18 protein-coding genes are annotated in these 19,700 nt (G+C 68.0%); 8 read left to right on the forward strand and 10 right to left on the reverse strand.

The window, feature by feature from the left end; translation table 11 throughout:
- Window positions 1–69: 69 nt before the first annotated feature.
- The 8 genes from ABIC35_RS12205 to ABIC35_RS12240 all read right to left on the reverse strand — a co-directional run bounded on the left by ABIC35_RS12205 (window position 70) and on the right by ABIC35_RS12240 (window position 7,035).
- The gene (locus ABIC35_RS12205; protein WP_121072159.1) at window positions 70–540 is read right to left on the reverse strand and encodes an SUF system Fe-S cluster assembly protein; all 471 of its coding nucleotides are present in this window, start codon (window positions 538–540) and stop codon (window positions 70–72) included.
- Complete coding sequence (locus ABIC35_RS12210) at window positions 537–1,742, reverse strand: cysteine desulfurase (RefSeq protein WP_436286782.1); 1,206 nt, start codon at window positions 1,740–1,742, stop codon at window positions 537–539. Before ABIC35_RS12210 ends, ABIC35_RS12205 begins: the two co-directional genes overlap by 4 nt.
- 2 nt (window positions 1,743–1,744) lie before the next feature.
- Window positions 1,745–2,827 (reverse strand): SufD family Fe-S cluster assembly protein, encoded by a 1,083-nt coding sequence (locus ABIC35_RS12215; RefSeq protein WP_183049252.1) that lies wholly within the window; start codon window positions 2,825–2,827, stop codon window positions 1,745–1,747.
- On the reverse strand, window positions 2,824–3,567 hold the full coding sequence (gene sufC / locus ABIC35_RS12220) for a Fe-S cluster assembly ATPase SufC (RefSeq protein ID WP_121072165.1): 744 nt from the start codon (window positions 3,565–3,567) through the stop codon (window positions 2,824–2,826). The genes ABIC35_RS12215 and sufC overlap by 4 nt, the downstream gene beginning before the upstream one ends.
- Before the next feature lie 5 nt (window positions 3,568–3,572).
- Window positions 3,573–3,992, reverse strand: coding sequence for a hypothetical protein (locus ABIC35_RS12225; RefSeq protein WP_121072167.1), 420 nt, complete (start codon window positions 3,990–3,992; stop codon window positions 3,573–3,575).
- A gap of 91 nt (window positions 3,993–4,083) precedes the next feature.
- Window positions 4,084–5,547: a Fe-S cluster assembly protein SufB gene (gene sufB, locus ABIC35_RS12230; RefSeq protein WP_121072169.1), complete on the reverse strand. Its 1,464-nt coding sequence runs from the start codon at window positions 5,545–5,547 to the stop codon at window positions 4,084–4,086.
- Window positions 5,547–6,059 (reverse strand): SUF system Fe-S cluster assembly regulator, encoded by a 513-nt coding sequence (locus tag ABIC35_RS12235; RefSeq protein WP_121072171.1) that lies wholly within the window; start codon window positions 6,057–6,059, stop codon window positions 5,547–5,549. Before ABIC35_RS12235 ends, sufB begins: the two co-directional genes overlap by 1 nt.
- Before the next feature lie 43 nt (window positions 6,060–6,102).
- On the reverse strand, window positions 6,103–7,035 hold the full coding sequence (locus ABIC35_RS12240) for an AraC family transcriptional regulator (protein ID WP_121072173.1): 933 nt from the start codon (window positions 7,033–7,035) through the stop codon (window positions 6,103–6,105).
- Between the two features lie 238 nt (window positions 7,036–7,273).
- Between ABIC35_RS12240 and ABIC35_RS12245 the strand changes: the two genes are divergently transcribed.
- From ABIC35_RS12245 to ABIC35_RS12255, 3 genes are read left to right on the forward strand one after another with little or no spacing between them, the layout of a single operon-like run.
- Window positions 7,274–8,251 carry a quinone-dependent dihydroorotate dehydrogenase gene (locus ABIC35_RS12245; RefSeq protein WP_354278458.1) on the forward strand — a complete coding sequence of 326 codons (978 nt, stop codon included), beginning with the start codon at window positions 7,274–7,276 and terminating at the stop codon, window positions 8,249–8,251.
- A 39-nt stretch (window positions 8,252–8,290) separates the two neighbouring features.
- Entirely contained in the window at window positions 8,291–10,009 is a 1,719-nt protein-coding gene (gene ggt, locus ABIC35_RS12250; protein WP_183049253.1) for a gamma-glutamyltransferase, read from the forward strand.
- Window positions 10,010–10,055: 46 nt separating this feature from the next.
- Entirely contained in the window at window positions 10,056–11,840 is a 1,785-nt protein-coding gene (locus ABIC35_RS12255; protein ID WP_121072177.1) for an AMP-dependent synthetase/ligase, read from the forward strand.
- 33 nt (window positions 11,841–11,873) lie between these two features.
- Here ABIC35_RS12255 and ABIC35_RS12260 read toward each other — a convergent pair whose 3' ends face one another.
- On the reverse strand, window positions 11,874–14,741 hold the full coding sequence (locus ABIC35_RS12260) for a M16 family metallopeptidase (RefSeq protein WP_121072179.1): 2,868 nt from the start codon (window positions 14,739–14,741) through the stop codon (window positions 11,874–11,876).
- 184 nt (window positions 14,742–14,925) lie between these two features.
- Here ABIC35_RS12260 and ABIC35_RS12265 point away from each other — a divergent pair, with 184 nt between their 5' ends.
- Genes ABIC35_RS12265 through ABIC35_RS12275 form a run of 3 tightly spaced genes read left to right on the forward strand, consistent with a single transcriptional unit; the run spans window position 14,926 to window position 16,480 of the window.
- Window positions 14,926–15,723 carry an aspartyl/asparaginyl beta-hydroxylase domain-containing protein gene (locus ABIC35_RS12265; protein ID WP_220667317.1) on the forward strand — a complete coding sequence of 266 codons (798 nt, stop codon included), beginning with the start codon at window positions 14,926–14,928 and terminating at the stop codon, window positions 15,721–15,723.
- 38 nt (window positions 15,724–15,761) lie between these two features.
- The gene (locus ABIC35_RS12270; RefSeq protein ID WP_121072181.1) at window positions 15,762–16,178 is read left to right on the forward strand and encodes a VOC family protein; all 417 of its coding nucleotides are present in this window, start codon (window positions 15,762–15,764) and stop codon (window positions 16,176–16,178) included.
- Window positions 16,175–16,480 carry a polyhydroxyalkanoic acid system family protein gene (locus ABIC35_RS12275; protein ID WP_183049254.1) on the forward strand — a complete coding sequence of 102 codons (306 nt, stop codon included), beginning with the start codon at window positions 16,175–16,177 and terminating at the stop codon, window positions 16,478–16,480. Before ABIC35_RS12270 ends, ABIC35_RS12275 begins: the two co-directional genes overlap by 4 nt.
- A 15-nt stretch (window positions 16,481–16,495) precedes the next feature.
- Here the strand turns inward: ABIC35_RS12275 and ABIC35_RS12280 are convergent, their stop codons facing one another.
- Window positions 16,496–17,881, reverse strand: a complete 1,386-nt coding sequence (locus tag ABIC35_RS12280; protein WP_121072183.1) for a PQQ-dependent sugar dehydrogenase — start codon at window positions 17,879–17,881, stop codon at window positions 16,496–16,498.
- A gap of 117 nt (window positions 17,882–17,998) precedes the next feature.
- Here ABIC35_RS12280 and ABIC35_RS12285 point away from each other — a divergent pair, with 117 nt between their 5' ends.
- Together ABIC35_RS12285 and ABIC35_RS12290 are read left to right on the forward strand one after the other, a co-directional pair.
- Complete coding sequence (locus ABIC35_RS12285) at window positions 17,999–18,973, forward strand: C13 family peptidase (protein ID WP_121072185.1); 975 nt, start codon at window positions 17,999–18,001, stop codon at window positions 18,971–18,973.
- Window positions 18,974–19,043: 70 nt separating this feature from the next.
- Window positions 19,044–19,619 (forward strand): ATP-dependent Clp protease proteolytic subunit, encoded by a 576-nt coding sequence (locus ABIC35_RS12290; protein ID WP_121072187.1) that lies wholly within the window; start codon window positions 19,044–19,046, stop codon window positions 19,617–19,619.
- Window positions 19,620–19,700: the final 81 nt, after the last annotated feature.

Genomic DNA, 19,700 nt, shown 5'->3' on the forward strand with positions numbered 1-19,700 from the left:
GAGCGCTCCGGATATTGGGTGCCGGGGGCCCACCCCCAACCCCCTCCCGCACGCGGGAGGGGGCTAGAATTACAGCATCCCCAGTTCCAGCTTGGCCTCGTCGCTCATCTTCTGCGGGTCCCAGGGCGGATCCCAGACGAGATTGACGTCGGCCGTCGCGATGCCCGGCACCGCGCTCACGCGAAGCTCGACCTCGCCCGGCATCGATTCCGCCACCGGACAATGCGGCGTGGTCAACGTCATGGTGATCGCGGCATGGCCATTGGCGGTGATGTCGACGCCGTAGATCAGCCCGAGGTCGTAGAGATTGACCGGGATTTCCGGGTCGTAGATCTCCTTGAGCGCATCGATCACTGCCTCGTACAGCGGCCCACCTGGCTCGCCGGCGCCAGGCTCGACGGGCTTCTGCGAGAGGAAACCGGAGAGATAGTCGCGCTGCCGCTCGGCGGCGGGCTCGGCGACGGCCTCGTCGACGCGCGCCTTGGGCGGTGCCTCGACGGCCTCGACCTCTTCCACCACGATCCTGCGTTCTTCGTTCATCCGAAGATCCTCGTCACTCGTTCGATACCCTTGACGAGCGCGGCGACGTCCGCCGGCCCGTTATACACGCCGAAGCTCGCCCGCGCGGTGGCGGGAACCTCCAGCAACTCCATCAGCGGCTGCGCGCAGTGATGCCCGGCGCGGATCGCAACATTGCCCTCGTCGAGGATCGTCGCGACGTCGTGCGGATGCACGCCCTCCACCGCGAAGCTGACGATGCCGGCGCTGTCGGCCGGCCCGTACAGCCGCACGCTGTTGATGCCCGCGAGCGCGGCGCGCGTCTCGGTGACCAGCGCGGTCTCGTGCGCATGAATGCGGTCCATCCCGATGCCGTCGACATAATCGATCGCCGCATGCAGTCCGACTACGCCGACGATATGCGGAGTCCCCGCCTCGAAGCGGCCCGGCGGCGGGGCGTAGGTGGTCTTGGCGAAGCTGACGCGATCAATCATCGATCCGCCGCCCTGATAAGGGGGCATGGCGTCGAGCAGGTCGTAGCGCCCCCACAGCACGCCGATGCCGGTCGGGCCGTAGAGCTTGTGGCCGGAGAAGACGTAGAAGTCACAGCCGAGCTCGGCGACGTTCACCGGCAGCCGGGCGACCGCCTGACAGCCGTCGATCAGGATCTTGGCGCCGACGCCGTGCGCCAGTTCGGTCGCGCGGCGGACATCGAGCACCGAGCCGAGCACGTTCGAGACATGGGCGAGCGCGACCAGCTTGTGCCGGTCGGTCAGCATCGCAGCCATCGCGTCGAGGTTGATGCGGTGATCTTCGGTGAGCGGCACCACGTCGATTTGCGCGCCGATCTTCTCGGCGGCCATCTGCCACGGCACGATGTTCGAATGATGCTCCAGCGCCGAAAGCAGAATGCGATCGCCTGCCTTGAGCTGGGTGGCGGCGTAGCACTGGGCGACGAGGTTGATCCCCTCGGTCGCGCCGCGGACGAATACGACTTCCTCGGACTTCCCGCCGATGAACTTCGCCACCCGCGCGCGCGCCGCCTCGAAGGCGAGCGTCATGTCGGCCGAGCGCTGGTACACGCCGCGATGCACGGTGGCATAGGTCTCGCCATAGCCGCGCGCGATCGCGTCGAGCACTGGGCGGGGCTTTTGCGAGGTCGCGGCGGTGTCGAGATAGGCCCAGCCGGCGGGGATCGCAGGGAAGTCCGCGAGGACATCGAGCGGGGCGGCGGTGGTCAGCACGCTCACAGCGCCGCCTCCAGCCAAGCCGCCGCATCCGCCGCGAAGACATCGCGCACCGACTCCTCGCCGATCCGCGCCAGCGCATCCGCGACGAAGGCGTGGGTCAGCAGCGCCTTGGCCTGCGGTTCCTCGATGCCCCGGCTCTGCAGGTAGAAGAGCGCGTTGCGATCGAGCTCGCCGACGGTGGCGCCATGCGCGCACTTCACGTCGTCCGCGAAGATTTCGAGTTCGGGCTTGAGGTTCACCGTCGCGGTACGCTGGAGCAGCAACCCGCGCAGCGACTGTTCGCCGTCCGTCTGCTGCGCGCCGCGCGCGACTTCCACCCGCGCGGCGAGGCTCGCCACCGACTGGTCGGCCGCGACCGCGCGCCAGATCTGGCGCGATGTGCCTTCGATCTGCTCGTGGCGCACCGCGACCGCGGCTTCCTGCCGCTGCGTGCCGCTGGTGAGCAGCGCGCCGCCCATTTCGGCAAAGGCGCCCTTGCCGGTGAGCGTCAGCGCGCCGTCGATCCGGCTGCCCATGCCGCCGGCGCCGAGGAAGATCGACACGAGGCTCGCCGCCTCGCCGATCTCCGCCTCGTCGCGGATCGAGACGAACCCGCCGGTCTGCACCAGCCGTACCGAGCGCATCAACCGCGCACCCTTGCCGAGCGCGATCGCGGTCAACCGGTTCGCCCAGCCGGTGCCGGCGAAGGTCTCGACCACCGATGCGACGGCGTCGTCGGCCAGCAGGATGCGCGCGGGCACATGATTCTCGCCGCCGGTGCCGATGTGGACGATCTGGATGCAGGTCGCGGCATGCTCGGGGCCGAGGTGCAGCGCCCAGCCCTCGCCGATCGCCAGGCTGCCGAGCGGATGGTCCGTCGCGGCGATCTGGCGGGTGACTTCCACGGGACCCGGGCGGCTATGCGCGGGCTGGAACACGCCGTCGATAAAGCACAGCCGCGGGCCGTCGATGTCGAGGAACAGGCTTGCCGGATCGACACCCGCCGGTGCCTGCGGACTCTCGGCCGCGGCGCGCAGTGTGTCCATGTCGGACCAGCGCCATGCCTCCGCCTTCTTCGTGGGAAGATCGAGCATTGTCACGCCGCCAGCGCTCCGTAGCCTTCGCGCTCCAGCTCCAGCGCGAGTTCGGGGCCGCCCGAGCGGACGATCCGGCCGGCTGCGAGCACATGGACGAAGTCCGGCTGCACATAATCGAGCAGGCGCTGATAATGGGTAATCAGCAGCACCGCCTTGTCGGGCGCGCGCATGATGCGGTTGATGCCCTCGCCCACCGCCTTCAGCGCGTCGATGTCGAGGCCGCTGTCGGTCTCGTCGAGAATCGCGAGCTTGGGGTTGAGGATCCCCATCTGCACCATCTCGTTGCGCTTCTTCTCGCCGCCCGAGAAGCCGACGTTCACCGGTCGCTTGAGCATCTCTGCGTCCATGCCGAGCGCTGCCGCCTGGGCGCGCGCCAGCTTGAGGAACTCGGCACCCGAGAGCGGCGCCTCGCCGCGGTTGCGGCGCTGGGCGTTGGCCGCCTCGCGCAGGAACTGGACGTTGGACACGCCGGGGATCTCGACGGGATACTGGAAGCCGAGGAAGAGGCCGGCAGCGGCACGTTCGTGGGGCTCCAATTCCAGCAGATCCTGCCCGTCGAAGGTGACGCTGCCGCTGGTCGCTTCATAGCCGTTACGGCCACCGAGGACATAGCCCAGCGTCGACTTGCCGGCGCCGTTCGGCCCCATGATCGCGTGCACTTCGCCCGCGTTCAGCGACAGGGTCAGGCCCTTGAGGATTTCCTTGCCGTCGACTTCGGCGTGCAGGTTCTGGATGTTCAGCATGGGGTTCAGATCGCCACGGTCACGAGAGAGAGGGTCTTGGGCTTGGCGCCCGCGTCATAGGCATCGACCAGGGAGCCATCGGGCAGCTTCCACATGATCTTGTACTGTTTGGGCGCGGTGACGCTGGCCTTGATGTCGGCTTCGATCGCGTCGAGCACCGGGGTCAGCTTGTGCCACGCGCTCGGCTGATAGGGCCGATCGTTGAGCAGCAGGCGGCCGGCCTGGAAATCGGAATCGAGAAAGTCGCGGCACTGCTTGATCGCACCCGCGACCTTGGCCGAGCGCGCACCCGCGTCCGCCGGCGCGGTGCCGATCGCGCGGACGATGCAGCGCGCATGGTTGGTCGCCGCACCGAACTGCGCCGCGCTGTCGATCGCGACGCCGCCCTGGAGGGCGAAGGCTGCGGCAAGAAGGGCGTTCAACATGCACGATACTCCTGCGGGCCCGGAACGCGGCCCTGCGTCGTCGATACGTCAGCCGACATGAGCGCAGGCTGAGCGGAGGCAGCGGGGCGGATCACCCGACCGAACCTTCGAGCGAGATGCCGAGCAGCTTCTGCGCCTCCACCGCGAACTCCATCGGCAGCTGCTGCAGCACCTCGCGCGCGAAGCCGTTGACGATCAGCGCCACCGCCGCTTCCTGGTCCAGCCCGCGCTGGAGCGCATAGAACAGCTGGTCGTCGCTGATCTTGCTGGTCGTCGCCTCATGCTCGATCTGCGCGCTCGGGTTCTTCACCTCGATATACGGCACGGTATGCGCACCGCACTGGTCGCCGAGCAGCAGCGAATCGCACTGGGTGAAGTTGCGGACATTCTCCGCGCTCGCCGCCACGCGGACCAGCCCGCGATAGGTGTTGTCGCTGCGACCGGCTGAGATGCCCTTCGACACGATGGTCGAGCGGCTGCCCTTGCCGAGATGGATCATCTTGGTGCCGGTATCGGCCTGCTGGCGATTGTTGGTCACCGCCACCGAATAGAATTCGCCGACCGAGTTCTCGCCCGCGAGCACGCAGCTCGGATACTTCCAGGTGATCGCCGAGCCGGTCTCGACCTGGGTCCAGCTCACCTTGGAGTTGCGGCCCTGGCACAGCGCGCGCTTGGTGACGAAATTGTAGATGCCGCCCTTGCCGTTCTCGTCGCCCGGATACCAGTTCTGAACCGTGGAGTATTTGATCTCGGCATCGTCGAGCGCGACCAGCTCCACCACCGCGGCATGCAGCTGGTTCTCGTCGCGCATCGGCGCGGTGCAGCCTTCGAGATAGGAGACGTACGCGCCCTTGTCGGCGACGATCAGCGTGCGCTCGAACTGGCCGGTATTCTCCGCATTGATGCGGAAATAGGTGGAGAGCTCCATCGGGCAGCGCACGCCCTCCGGCACATAGACGAAGGTGCCGTCGGAGAAGACCGCGCTGTTGAGCGTGGCGAAATAATTGTCGCGCTGCGGCACCACCTTGCCGAGCCACTTCTGGACCAGCTCGGGATATTCGCGGATCGCCTCGCTGATCGAGAGGAAGATCACGCCCGCCGCCTTCAGCTCGGCGCGGAAGGTCGTGGCGACCGACACCGAGTCGAACACCGCGTCGACGGCGATCTTGCGCGCGCCCTCGACGCCGGCGAGCACCTTCTGCTCCTCGATCGGGATGCCGAGCTTCTCATAGGTCCGGCGGATTTCCGGATCGAGCTCGTCGAGGCTGGTGATCGTCTTCTTCTGCTTCGGCTCGGCGTAATAATACGCGTCCTGATAGTCGATCGGCGGCACATCGAGCTTGGCCCAGTCCGGCGCCTCCAGCGTCTGCCACAGGCGGAAGGCCTTCAAGCGCCAGTCGAGCATCCATTCGGGCTCGTTCTTCTTCGCCGAGATGTAGCGGACGGTATCCTCGCTCAGCCCCTTGGGCGCGAACTCCTGTTCGACGTCGGAGGCGAAGCCCCATTCATACTTCTTGTTCGCGGCGGCGAGCGCCTCGGCATTCTTGGTGGCCATCAGAAAGATACCTGGCTTTCCCCGGCGAGCACCGGAGAAGGAGAAGAAAGGTCGGAAGCGGAAGGCGCGTGCCCATGCACCGGTGCGGCGAGCCCCGCAAGCGCCGGGGGATTGCTGAGGCTGGCGAGGCTGACCTGGGCGAGCGCTGAGCGCACCGCGCCGCTCACCACACCCCAATGCGGCTTCACCCGGCAGTTGCCCTCGACGGCGCAATCATGCCGCGCCGAGTCGACGCACACGGTCAGCGCGATCGGCCCCTCGATCGCCTCAACGATCTCGGCAAGGCTGATCGCCGCGGGCGGGCGGGCGAGCCGGAAGCCGCCGCCGGTGCCGCGCGCGCTTTCGATCAGGCCGGCGGCGGAAAGCTTGCTCACCAGCTTCTGTACGGTCGGCAGCGGCAGGCCGGTCTCGCTCGCCAGCAGCGTCGCGTTGAGCCGGCACGACGCACCGCAGTGGCGCGCAGCAGCGGCCAGCATCACCACGGCATAGTCGGCAAGGCTCGAAAGACGCATCGACTCCCAATCGGACAAAGTTGATCCGATTGGGCATGTGGGCCTAGCGACCGCTGAGGTCAACTGTCTCGGGGATCACATCGGGGAGAAAGTGGAACTTCTCGTGCTCGAGCGTCGCGGCAAGCACCGGATCGATGCCGTCGCGCAGCGAGCCCGGGGTCTGGCCGGTGAAATGCTTGATCTCGTTGATCATGTGCGACTGGTCGGCGAACGGCGCCATCACCTCGGCGAGCGGCGCGCCCTGGTGGATGCGCATCGCCGCGCCGATCGCGCGGAACTTGCGCCGCAGATGGTTGGGGGGCCCGGCATAATATTCCTTGCACAGCCGCTGGACCTGGCGCTGCCCCATGCCGGTCTCGGCTTCCATCGCGTCGTACAGCGCATCGATCGTCGGATCGCCCGATGCCGCCCATTCGCGGACGATGCGGAGAAAGGCGATATGCGCCTTGGGGACGCGTCGGGCGGCATCGATCCGCCGCAGCAGGAAGGGCTCGACCGCGACCACCATCTCCTCCAGCGTGTCGAGGTCGCGGAGCTGCGCGTGCAGCGCGTGGACCTCCGCCCCGAAGATCTCGCCGCCATCCACCAGCCGATCGGCCACTTGGTCCGCCGGACGGCCGACCAACGTGCGCCAGCCGATGCCGCGCAGGGAGATGCCAAAACAGCGGAAGGGCCCCTCGATTCGATAGGTCCAGTGCGCGGTGCCGGGGCCGTTGACCATGACCGGCAGCGTTGTCTCGTTGTGCTCGTCGGGGAAGCGGACGGTGCCCTGCCCCTCCAGGCAGAAGCGCCATTGGCCGAGATCGACGCGCTCGACGCCCTCGATGCACGGTGCGTCGATATAAGCGAGATAAAAGCTCTCGACATGCGGTATCAGCCGCCCGCCGGACGGTTGAAAGCGAATGTCGAAAGGCGGGCGTGCCCCGGCGCTGGTGCGCGCGGCAATTGCAACCTGGCCCTCTTCGGTGCCACGCATGCGAAGCTGTTCCCCTGTGCTTCGGTTCGTCGCACAGCTGGAGCATGGCTGCGCAAAAAGCGCAACGGAAAAGAGGCCCGGCCGGTTGCCCGGCCGGGCCCAAAGGAAAGGGTTCCCCCCGTTAAGCGGAACCCCTCGGGTCGCAGGGATGCTCTACCCGATTCGGGACGCCCGGTATTGTACGGAATCGACATTCCAGCCTTTGACGACGTTTGCCTTGCGATGCATGAGCGCTTTCATGGGCAAGATTCTTCGCAAGGCGATCTTTTCGCTCGACGCCGAGCAGGCGCATCGCGCCGCGATTCGCGCGCTCGCTGTCTGGGGAAAGGCGGGCACACCGTTTGCGCGCGGCCCTGAACGCGTACATCCGGTGACGATCGCTGGCGTGACATTTCCGAACGTCGTCGGCGTTGCGGCCGGGCTCGACAAGGATGCCGAGGCGATTGCCGGCCTGTTCGGGCTGGGTTTCGGCGCGGTCGAGGTAGGCACGCTGACCCCGCAGCCGCAGCCGGGCAATCCACGCCCCCGCCTCTTCCGACTCGCCGAAGACGAGGCGGTCATCAACCGCATGGGCTTCAACAATGGCGGCATCGATGCGGCCCTCGCGCGGATCGCCGGGTTGCAATGGGGGCCGGGCGTGCTCGGCATCAACGTCGGCGCCAACAAGGACTCGGCCGATCGGGTCGCCGACTATGCGATCGGCGTCGGCAAGGCAGCGCCGCACGCCGACTATGTCACGATCAACGTCAGCTCGCCCAACACGCCGGGATTGCGCGACCTGCAATCCCGCCCCGCGCTCGATGAGTTGCTGGCGGCGGCGCATGCTGCGCGCGGCAGCACCCCGCTCTTCCTGAAAATCGCGCCCGATCTGGACCGCGCCGGGCTGGAGGGCGTGGTGCGGGCGGCCATCGACAACCATGTCGATGCGCTGATCGTCTCGAACACGACCATCTCGCGTCCGCCGCTCGCGTCGCACCGGGCGCACGAGGCGGGTGGGCTGTCGGGCAAGCCACTCAAGGACCTTGCCCGCGCCAAACTCATCGAAACGCGCGCGATCTCCGCAGGGCAGCTGCCGCTGATTTCGGCGGGCGGCATCGACGGGCCGGACGAGGCGAAGCGCCGCATCGATGCGGGCGCGGTGCTGGTGCAGGTCTATTCGGCATTGGTCTATCACGGGCCCGGTCTGGCACGCAGCATCGCCAGGGCATTCGCCTGACGGTTTGCCTCCGGGGCAAAGCGCGCTACGCCTAGGCCCATGAGAAAAACGGTCGCGCTACTCCTCCTGCTGTTCACGCCGCTGCTTGCCCATGCGCAGGGCATGGTGAGCGCGGCCGATCCGCGTGCGGCGGCAGCGGGCGTCGAAATCCTGCGCGAGGGCGGCAGCGCCACCGATGCGGCGATCGCGACGATGCTGGCGCTGGGCGTGGTCGAGCCGCAGAGCTCGGGGCTCGGCGGCGGCAGCTTCCTGGTGCTGTACGACGCCAAGACCAAGGCGATGACCACGGTGGACGGCCGCGAAACCGCGCCGATGGCGGCCGACGACCATTGGTTCTATGGCGCCGACGGCCAGCCGCTCAGCCATTTCGCCGCGGTGCCGGGCGGGCGCAGCGTCGGCGTGCCGGGAGCCGTCCGGGCAATGGCGCTGGCGCATCGCCAGTCGGGCAAGCTGCCCTGGGCCAGGCTGTTCGCCCCCGCCATCCGCCTTGCCCGCGACGGCTTCGTGCTGAGCCCGCGGATGAACAATTCGCTGACCCAGTTCGCGGGCCATGTCGATCCAGCCTATCGCGCGCTGTTCTTCGGCGCCGACGGCAAGCCGCTGCCGGCGGGCACCACCGTGCGCAACCCGGAGCAGGCCGCGCTGCTCGAGCGCATCGCGAGCCAGGGGCCCGACAGCTTCTATGTCGGTCCGCAAGCGGCCAAGCTGGTAGCCACGGTTAACGGCGCGGCGCGCAATCCCTCGAAGATGACCACCGGCGACCTCGCGGCGTACGATGCCAAGGCCCGGCCGGTGCTGTGCGGGCGCTATCGCGGCTACAAGGTGTGTTCCATGGGCCCGCCCTCCTCGGGCGGCATCACCGTGCTGATGATCCTGGCGCAGCTCGAACGCTTCGATATGACCAAGCTCGGCAAGGACTCGGCCACCGCCTGGCACCTGTTCGCCGAAAGCTCGCGGCTCGCCTATGCCGATCGAGACCTGTATCTCGGCGATCCGGACTTCGTCTCGGTACCGCTGAAGGGCCTGCTCGACCGCCGCTATATTGCCAGCCGCTCGAAATTGATCGACCCCGCCAGGACGATGACCCGCATCGCCGCCGGGACGCCGCCGGGTGCGCCGAAGCGGGTGCTGGCCAAGGTGCAGGAAGTCGCCGGCACCACCGACCTCGCGGTGACCGACGGTGCGGGCAATGTCGTCGAAGTCACCACCACCGTGGAAGGCCCGTTCGGCTCTGGCCTCACTGTCGACGGCATGATCCTCAACAACCAGCTGACCGATTTCGACATCGTGCCGGTGAAGGATGGGTATCTGGTCGCCAACCGGGTCGAAGGCGGAAAGCGCCCGCGCAGCTCGATGGCGCCGACGATCGTGTTCGGCCCCGACGGCAAGGTTCGCCTTGCGGTGGGTGCTGCGGGCGGCTCCACGATCATCGCGCAGGTGGCGAAGGCGATCGTCGGCGTTGTCGACTGGAAGCTCTCCGCGCAGGACGCGATCGGCCTCGGGCTGCTCTATGCGCCGGGCAAGACCGCCACTGCCGAGCAGGGCACCCAGCTCGACGCCATGCTGCCGGCGCTGCGCGCGCTGGGCGAGGACGTCCGCACCGCGCCGATGGGCCTCAAGGCTAATGCGATCGAGCGCGTGCGCGGCCGCTGGGTAGGTGCCGCCGATCCGCGCAGCGAAGGCGTGGCGATGGATCAGAACGGCGCGGTAACGGTTATACAGCGGGTGGGCGCCAGGCCCAACCGCCCGTCGGAATGACGCGGGACGCACGCAGGTAACAGGCGGCGCTCGCTGGGGAGAGAGAATGCGCAAGCTCGAACGTTTCGATAATCTGGTGGCGATGTTCTTCACGCGGGCGGCGGAGAAGGGCGACGCGCCGTTCCTCTGCCACAAGGCCGGGGGCACCTGGCACCCGACCAGCTGGGCCGAGGCGGCGCGGCAGGTGGCGAGCCTCGCCACCGCGCTCAAGGCGCTGGGGCTGAAGCCCGGCGACCGGGTGATGCTCGTCTCCGAGAACCGCCCCGAATTCTGCATCAGCGACCTCGCGGTCATGGCGGCGGGCTGCGTGACCGTGCCCACCTACACCACCAATACCGAGCGCGATCACCAGCACATCCTGGAGAATTCGGGCGCTTGCGCGGTGATCGTCTCCAATACCAAGCTCGCCAAGACGCTGCTGCCGGCGATGCTGCGCTCCTCCGCCGGGCGCATCGTGATCGGCATCGACGACGTCCGCCTGGCGCAGCACGGCAGCCTGGAATTCCACGACTTCCGCGAACTGATCGCCGCGCATTCCACCGACGCCGCCACCGCCGCCGCGCACGCCACGTTCAAGCGCGAGGATCTTGCCTGCATCATCTACACCAGCGGCACCGGCGGATCGCCGCGCGGGGTGATGCAGCATCACGGTGCGATCCTGCATAATTGTCAGGGCTGCACCGCGATCATTTCCGAGGATTTCGGCTGGGCGGACGAGGTGTTCCTCTCCTTCCTCCCCCTTTCCCACGCCTATGAGCATACCGGCGGCCAGTTCTTCCCGATCGCGCTGGGCGGGCAGATCTATTATGCCGAGGGCCTCGAGAAGCTCGCCTCGAACATCGAGGAAGTGCGCCCCACCATCATGGTGGTGGTGCCGCGCCTGTTCGAGGTGCTGCGCACCCGGATCGCCAAGCAAGTGGAGAAGCAGGGCAGCGTCGCCAGCTTCCTGCTCGAAAGGGCCGTGGCGATCGGCGCCCGCAAGGCCGTGGGCAAATCGGGCATCGCCGATGCGCCGATGAACCTGCTGCTCAATGCCACGTTGCGGCCGAAACTCGCCAAGCGTTTCGGGGGGCGGATCAAGGCGCTGGTTTCGGGCGGGGCGCCGCTCAATCCGGAAGTCGGCATCTTCTTCCAGTCGCTAGGCCTCACCTTCCTGCAGGGCTATGGCCAAACCGAAGCCGCTCCGGTAATCTCGTGCAACCGGCCCAAGGCCGGGCTCAAGATGGACACGGTCGGCCCGCCGCTCGACGGCGTAGAGGTGAAGATCGCCGAGGACGGCGAGATCCTGGTGCGCGGCGAGCTGGTGATGCACGGCTATTGGCGCAACGAGGCCGAGACCGAACGCGTGCTCAAGAACGGCTGGCTCCACACCGGCGACATCGGCGAGATCGACGCCCAAGGTCGCATCAAGATCACCGATCGCAAGAAGGACATCATCGTCAACGATAAGGGGGACAATGTCTCGCCCCAGAAGATCGAGGGCATGCTGACGCTTCAGCCCGAGATCCTGCAGGCGATGATCTATGGCGACAAGCGCCCCTACATGACCGCGGTGATCGTCCCCGATCCCGAATGGGTGCAGGAGTTTTGCGCGAAGACTGCGACGCCGTGCAAGTTCCGCGACCTCTCACGGGACGCCGACTTCAAAGCGACGATCGGCGCGGCGGTGGAACGGGTGAACCGGGATCTCTCGGTGATCGAGCGGGTGCGCAAGTTCATCCTCGCCGATCAGCCCTTCACCATCGAGAACGAGCAGCTGACGCCGAGCATGAAGATCCGGCGCCATGTGCTGAAGGCGGTTTACGCGGAACGGCTGGACGGGCTGTACTGATAGATCCTCCCCACAAGGGGGAGGATCCAAACCTTACTTCGCCGCCTTTTCCGGCAGCACCACCATGGTCCAGTCCTTGTCGGGCCGCAGATATTTGGCGGCCAGTGCCTGCAGCTCGGCCGGCGTCGTCGCTGCGTAATCCTTGGCCAGGCTGCGCATGCCCGCGATCCGCGCCGGATCCTGGGTGCCGCCCTCGACGAGGTTCATCCAGAACATGTTGCCGCTCGACATGCGCAGCAGCTGCTGCTTGAGCGGGGTGAGCGCGCGGTTGAGCTCATCAGCGTCGATCGGCTTCGCCACCAGGTCCGCCGCGATGTCGCGGGCGAGCTTGAAGAAGAAGTCGGTCTTGTCCGGCGGCACCATGCCCAGCGCGGCGAGCTTGCCGCCGGTCGACAGGCCCAGCGGCCAGTCGCTCATCACATTGGGCGAATAGCTCACCCCCGCCTGGATGCGCAGCTGCTCGATCAGCCGGTCGCGGAACACCGCAGTCAGGATCTCGAGCTTGCGGCTCTCGGCGAGGCCGGCGCTGCCGCCGCCGGTCGGCCAGGCGATCACCGCCGCGGCCTGGTCCACCGCACCGGTGTGCGTGCGCACCACGGGCGTCGTGACATGCGCCGGGAAGCGCACCGGGGCGCCGCTTTCCTTGCCCTCGGCGCGTGGCTTGAGCGCGCCGAAGCTCGCCGCCACCGCCTGCACCGTCGCCTCGGCGTTCATGTCGCCGAAGATCTCGACCTCGATCGGGCCGGTCTGGAGCAGCGGCTCCCACAAGGCGCGGAACGCCTGCGGGGTGAGCGCCGACACTTCCTCGCGGCTCGGCACGCCCCAGCGCGGATCACCGTCGTGAAGCAGCGCGTCGAGGTCGCGGCCGAGCACCGCGTCGGGCGAGGCCGAGAGGCCGGCATAGGAGGCCAGCGTCGCCGCCTTGGCGCGGGTGATCGGGTTGGGATCCCAGCCGGGTGCTGCCAGCTTGGTCGCGAACAGACGGAGCTGGTCGGCGAGGTCCTGCTTGTTGGTCTGCGCCTGGAAGACGAAGGCGTCCTCCTCGATGTCGAAGCCAAGGCCGATCTGGCGGTTGCCGGTCAGCGCGTCGAGTTCCTCCTGGCCGAACTTGCCGATGCCGCTGGCCATCAGCGCGGTCTTGCCCGCCCAGCCCGGCACGCGCTTGTCGCCCGGCAGCGCGCGCAGGCCGCGGCCAAAGCGGATGTTGACCCACACCTTGCCGGTTTCGGACGTGTCCTCGCGCATCAGCAGCTTGACGCCATTGGCATAGGTGACCTCGTCGATCGCCAGATCGGGGTCGATCCGCTTGCGCTCCACCACCTTGCCCGGTGCGCCGATGCGCGGCAGCTGATCGAACTTCACGTTGAGCGAGCGGCGCTTCATCACCGCCGCCTTCACGTCCGCCTGCAGCGCAGCCGTCACCTTGCGGACCACGTCGGGATCGGGCGCATGGGTGTTGACCAGCGCGCGCGTGGCGGTGCCCTCGAACACCTTCTTGGCCGAGGCCTGGACGGCCGCCGGCGTGAACATGCGCGCCGCGATCGCGCCCTTGAAGATCGCGTAGGAGGCCTCGGGCGTCGTCACCGTCTCGTTGATGTCGACCGCCTGGACGAGGTCGTCCGCCAGCGACACCGCAGACTCGACGGGTGCGGTGGAGATGCGATTGCGCATCACCGCGTCGATCTCGCCGAGCTCGCGGTCGATCTCGGCCTGGCTGGGCGGCGCGGCCATCAGCTCGGCAGCGGTGGCGCGGACGTCGCGCAGCGCGCTTTCCCAATCGTCGCCCGTCGGCAGCACGGTGAGCGTCGTCACATTGGCCGAACGTGCGATATCGTCGAGATCCGCCCCGGCGCCGATGAACGACGCCCCCGAGCGCGCTCGCGATTCGAGCCGGCGGTTGAGGATGCGGATCGCCACCATGTCGATCATGCGCTTCTGGTTGAAGATCACCGTGTCGGCATAGACCGTCCAGGGCCGCACGATCGCCATCAGCGCCACCGGCTGCAGCGCGGGCTCGACGATGCTGGCGGCGATCGGGTGGTCGGCCTCGGGCTTGCCGAAATCAGGGGTCTTGGGCGCCTCGCCCTTGCCCTGCCAGCTCGCGAAATATTTGCTGATCATCGCCTCGAGCACCGCCGGATCGACGTCGCCGATCGCGATCACCGTGGCGCGTTCGGGGCGGTACCAGCGATCGTGGAAGGCCTGCACGCTCGCCGGCGTGGCGGCGTTGAGCGCCTCGACCGTGCCGATCGGCTCGCGATCGGCGAGCAGCTGGCCGGCGAAGATCAGCTGATAGAGCGCATCCTGCATCCGCTTCTGCGGCGCGGGCTGCTCGCGTCCCTCCGCCAGGACTACCGGGCGCTCGGCGGTGAGCGACTGTTGGGTGATCGCCGGGTTGGCCATCATGCCCGAGAGGATCTTGAAGCTCTCGTCCAGGCCCTGCGGCGTCGCATTGGGCAGATCGAGCTTGTAGGTCGTGCTGATGAAGGTCGTCGCGGCGTTGCTGTCCGAGCCGAAGGTCACGCCCAGCCGCTGCCAGATCCGCTTCGAGTCGCCGTCGGGCACATAGGTCGAGCCGCGGAAGCTGAGATGTTCGAGCAGATGGGCAAAACCGCGTTCCGAATCGCGCTCCATCAGCGAGCCCGCATCGATGCGCACCCGGATCGAGATCTGCCCCGGCGGCACGCCGTTCTTGCGCACCGCATAGCGCACGCCGTTGGAAAGCCGCCCGAACTTCCACTTGTCGTCATGGACGAGGTCGCTGCCCTTGTAGAGCCAGGGATCCTCGGCGGTCTGGACGCCCTCGGGCCGGCCTTGCGCCAGCACCGGGGTGGGCAGCGACGGGGCAGCGAGTGCGAGGAGAAGCAGGGCGAAGCGCGGCATGCGCGGACGTGAGAACATGAAGCCCTTTCTAGAGGCGAGTGGCGCGGCATGCCACCGGCAACCTTTCTGCCGGATGTACGCCACAAGAATCCATGGACCCGCCATGTTTTGGACCCAAGTGACGGCCTAGACCCAAAGGATAGATTGTTGCGTTGCAGCACCGAACTGCGGGCGTAACGTGGAAGCTGCGGGGAAGTTGCGCGTGGACATTGCCACCAGCGAGGCGCCGATCGGGCGGATGGGCGACATTGCCCTTCTCCCCGAGTCTCGCCCGCGCCCCCGCCCGCTGCTGCTGCGCTGGGGCAAGCATCTGCGCGGTACCTTCGATCGACTGATCGCCGCCTCGTCGCTGGTGCCCAACACCCCGGTGCTCGACATGCGCGCCTTTCCCTGGACCGCGGCGCTGCGGGCGGACTGGCAAGCGATCCGCGACGAGGCGCTGGCAGCGATCGGCACCCAGCCGGGCGCGCCGTCGCTCGCCGCTATCTCCCCCGATCACCGCGCGATTGCGCCGCTCGGCAAATGGCGCAGCCTGTTCCTGTGCGGCTATGGCTACCGGGTTGACGAGAATCTCGCGCGCTGCCCGCACACCTCGCGGCTGATCGAGCAGGTGCCCGGCCTCAACAGCGCGATGTTCTCGATCCTCGCGCCCGGCACGCACATCCCGGCGCATCGCGGCGTCACCAAGGGGCTGATCACCTGCCATCTCGGGCTGGTCGTGCCGCGCGACGGTGATGTCCGCATGCGGATCGGCAGCCGCACCGTGCGCTGGGCCGAAGGCGAGACCCTCGTGTTCGACGACACCTATGACCATGAGGTGTGGAACGACAGCGCGCATACCCGCATCGTGCTGCTGATCCAGTTCCGCCGGCCCTTGCGCAATCCCGGTCGCTGGATCGCCGATACGCTGCTCGGCGTTCTGCGCCGCTCGGCCTTCGTGCAGGAGGCGCGAGCGAATCTGCGGCGGTGGCATCGTGGCGAGAGCATCGCCGACGCCTGAGCGTTGTCGGGACAGCGGCAGGCGGCTAAGCCAAGCCCATGCCACGCCCCTTCCATCTCGCCTTTCCGGTCCACGACCTCGCCGCCGCGCGCGCCTTTTACGGCGATCTGCTCGGCTGCCCCGAGGGGCGCTCGTCGGAGCATTGGATCGACTTCGACCTGTTCGGCCATCAGATCGTCGCGCACCTTGATCCCGCCGCGAAGCCGGTCGCGACCACGAATCCGGTCGACGGCCATGACGTGCCCGTGCCGCATTTCGGCGTGGTGCTGACGATGGACGACTGGCACGCGCTCGCCGCCAGGCTGGAAGCCGCCGGCGTCGCCTTCGGCATCGCGCCGCATATTCGCTTCCAGGGCCAGGTGGGCGAGCAGGCGACCATGTTCTTCCGCGACCCCAGCGGGAACGCGCTGGAATTCAAGGCGTTCGCCGATGACGCCATGGTATTTGCAAAATGATCCCCCAGACGATCAGCGTCGACATTCCCCACCAGCTCGGCCGCGAGGGCGCCCGGGCGCGGATCGATTCGAAGATCGGCCGGCTCGCCGACAAGATCCCCGGCGGCGCCACCGTCGAGCATCGCTGGGAGGGCGACAGCCTCCACTTCACCGTCGCGGCCATGGGCCAGCAGGTGGTCAGCCGGCTCGACGTGCAGGATGCGCAGGTCCATGCCGAGATCGCCCTGCCCGGCATGCTCGCGCTGTTCGCGGGCAAGATCCGCGAGATGCTGGCCAAGGAAGGCCCCCGGCTGCTCGCCTGAGGGCCCCTGAACGGGTCAGCGCGCCGCGCTCACCCGCCAGACCATGTTGCCAACATCGTCCGCCACGAGCAGCGCGCCGCCCGCACCGGTGATCACCGCGACCGGGCGGCCCTGCGCCTCGCCCTTGGCGTTGAGGAAGCCGGTCAGCACGTCCTGCAGCTTGGCGCCCTTGGCCGGGAAGCCGTTGTCGCCGAACGGCACGAACACGACCTTGTAGCCCGACGGCGGCTGGCGGTTCCACGAACCGTGCAGCCCGACGAACGCACCGTTCGCATAGGCACCGCCCAGTCGCGCGCCATCCGCGAAGGTCAGGCCCAGCGGCGCGGTGTGCGCGCCCAGCGCAAAGTCGGGACGGCGGACATATTCGCGCAGGTCCGGGCGGCCGGGCTCGACGCGCTTGTCCTCGTATCCGCCCCAATATTGCCAGGGCCAGCCGAAAAAGGCGCCGAGATCGACCCGGCTCATATAGTCCGGCGGCATGTCCGAACCGAGCATGTCGCGCTCGTTGACCACCGCCCACAGCGCCTGCGTCTTGGGCTCGAACGCCATGCCGTTGGCGTTGCGGATGCCCCAGGCGAAGATCCGGCTGGTCTTGGTCGCGGGATCGACTTCGAGGATCACCGCGCGGTTGGTCGGCTGCGCGGCAGCTGCCGCCATCTGGCCGGGACTGCCCGCGCTGTAGATCGGGCCCTCGGCTTCCAACCCGTCCTCGGCGATGTTCGACGAGGAGCCGATGCTGACATAGAGGTGCTTGCCGTCGAGCGAGGCCACCACGTTGCGTGCCCAATGATTGCCGCCGCCGGGCAGCGACAGGATCTTCTCCGGCTTGGCGGTGATCTTGGTCTGCCCCTCCAGATAGGGATAGCGGACCAGCGAATCGGTGTTGGCCACGTAGAGCGCGCCGTTGGCGAGCGTCATGCCGCTCGGCGAATTGAGTCCGGTGAGGAAGACCGTGCGCATATCCGCCACGCCGTCGCCGTCGCTGTCGCGCAGCAGGGTGATGCGGTTGGCCGAGGCGCCGCCCGCGCCCGCCTTGTTCATTAGGATGCCCATCACCCAGCCGGTGATCCCGCCCTTGTCGCGCGGCGGCGAGTTGCTCTCCGCCACCAGGATGTCGCCATTGGGCAGTTGATACAGCCAGCGCGGGTGATCGAGCTTGTCGGCGAATGCCTGCACCTTGAGACCCGCCGCGGCCTTGGGTGTGGCACCCGCTGGCCAGCCGACCGCCTTGGCGACGCCCGTCGTGGGGATGTTCTGATAGCGCGGGGCGCTGATTTCAGGCTCGCGGCCGGTGACGGCGATTTCGGGCAGCGTGGCGATGTCCGGGCGGCCGAGCCAGTACCAGGCGGCACCGCCGGCGACGATCAGGATGGCGAGGGCGATCAGGAGGCGCTTGAGCATGGCGCCAGCGATAGGGGGCGACGCGCGCGAATCCAATGCGATTCTGCGGGCGGCGCTTGACTTAGCGCGAGCGCGGGCAAGAGTGTCGGTTCACCTGTTCCGGGGGGATCGGCCCGAATGCGGTTCTGGTTGCGTGCGTCTGCCGTGATGCTGGCCTTGTCCAGCGCCCCTCCCGCTTTCGCGCAGCAACAGCCGCCCGAGCATCACACCGAATGGCCCGGCCTCGTTTCCGGCGACGACGGCATCGACGGGCTGGAGGGCGGCCCCGAGCTGCAGCGGGGGCGGGAGCCCCGCGCGATGCTGGCGGACCAGCGGCGGTTGGGCGCGGCGCTTGCCGCGCTCCAGCCCGAGCGCAAGGGCGTGGTCGATGCCTATGTGCTGAGCGTCGCGCTCGACAGCGATCCGGTGTTCGCCCGCGAGGCGCGCGAGAGCGGCCGGGTGCTCACCCGTCGCTACGATGCCGAGGGCCGCACGCTGGTGCTGGCCGGGTCGGACGGGCGCGGCGGCGCCACGCTCCCCTCCGCCAGCCTCACCGCGCTGACGCTGGCGCTCGCCCGCGTCGCCGAGCTGATGGACCGCAACGAGGACGTGCTGATCCTCTACGTTACCGCGCATGGCGCCCCCGATGCGGGCATCGCCTATCATGACGGCGATCAGGGCTTTGGCGTACTGCCGCCGGCCCGGCTGGCTGCGCTTCTCGACGGGCTCGGCATCCGCAATCGGCTGCTGCTGCTCTCTGCCTGCTATTCGGGCGCGTTCGTCAAGCGACTGATGAGCGACACCACCGCCATCCTTACCGCCGCCTCGGCGACGCGTTCCTCCTTCGGCTGCAGGGCGGAGAATGACTGGACCTTCTTCGGCGATGCGCTGGTCAACCATGCGCTGCGCAAGCCCCAGCCGCTGGCGGACGCGGCCGCCGAGGCGCGCAAGACGATCATCGGCTGGGAGCGGGCGGGGCGGCTCGATCCTTCGATGCCGCAGGTGACGATCGGCGACGGGGTGGGCGCGTGGCTCGCACCGCTGGAGGCGCGGATGCCGCAAACGACCACCGCGCCGGTGGGCGCACCGGCGACTGATGCGCTAAAGCCGTAGACCTACTCCCCCTGCCTGAGGGAGGGGACTTTGGCGCGGAACTCCCCCGCCTCTCGCCGGTTGGCCGCGCATGTCCGATTCCCAGAGTCTGCTCCAGCGCTACCCGCTGCTCGCCACCCCGCATGTCCGGCTGCAGGGCACGGTGGACGATTCGATGTACCAGAATTTCCGCGACCAGCTGCTCGCCGCGCCGAGCGACGGCCCGCTGGTCGTCACCCTCTCCACGCTCGGCGGCGACCCCGAAGTCGCGCGGCTGATGGCCGACGAACTCCGGTTGCTCCACGAAACCACGGGGCGCGAGCTGCTGTTCCTCGGGAAGGTCGCGGTCTATTCGGCGGGCGCCACCTTCATGTCGGGCTTCCCGGTCGACAAGCGTTTCCTCACCCGCGGCACGCGGCTGATGCTGCACGAGCGGCAGATGCAGTCTTCGCTGGAACTGTCCGGCCCGCTGCGCATGCTGCCGGCGATCCTCAAGGCCAAGCTCGCCGAAATCGAACATTCGATCGCGATCGAGGAAGAAGGCTTCCAGGCGCTGGTCGCCGGCTCCAGCGTCGATTTCGAGGAGCTCCGCCGCCGCGCGCCCTATAACTGGTATATCGAGGCCGAAGAGGCCCGCGAACTGGGGCTCGTGCTCGACGTGATCTGAGGGCCCAGCCCAAAGGACACTTGCGCTGCGCCCGCGAAAGGCATAGCCCGCGCCGCAAAACCGACGCGTCGCGCCGAAGCG

This window comes from Sphingomonas trueperi (genome assembly GCF_040545965.1).
GTDB lineage: Bacteria > Pseudomonadota > Alphaproteobacteria > Sphingomonadales > Sphingomonadaceae > Sphingomonas > Sphingomonas trueperi_C.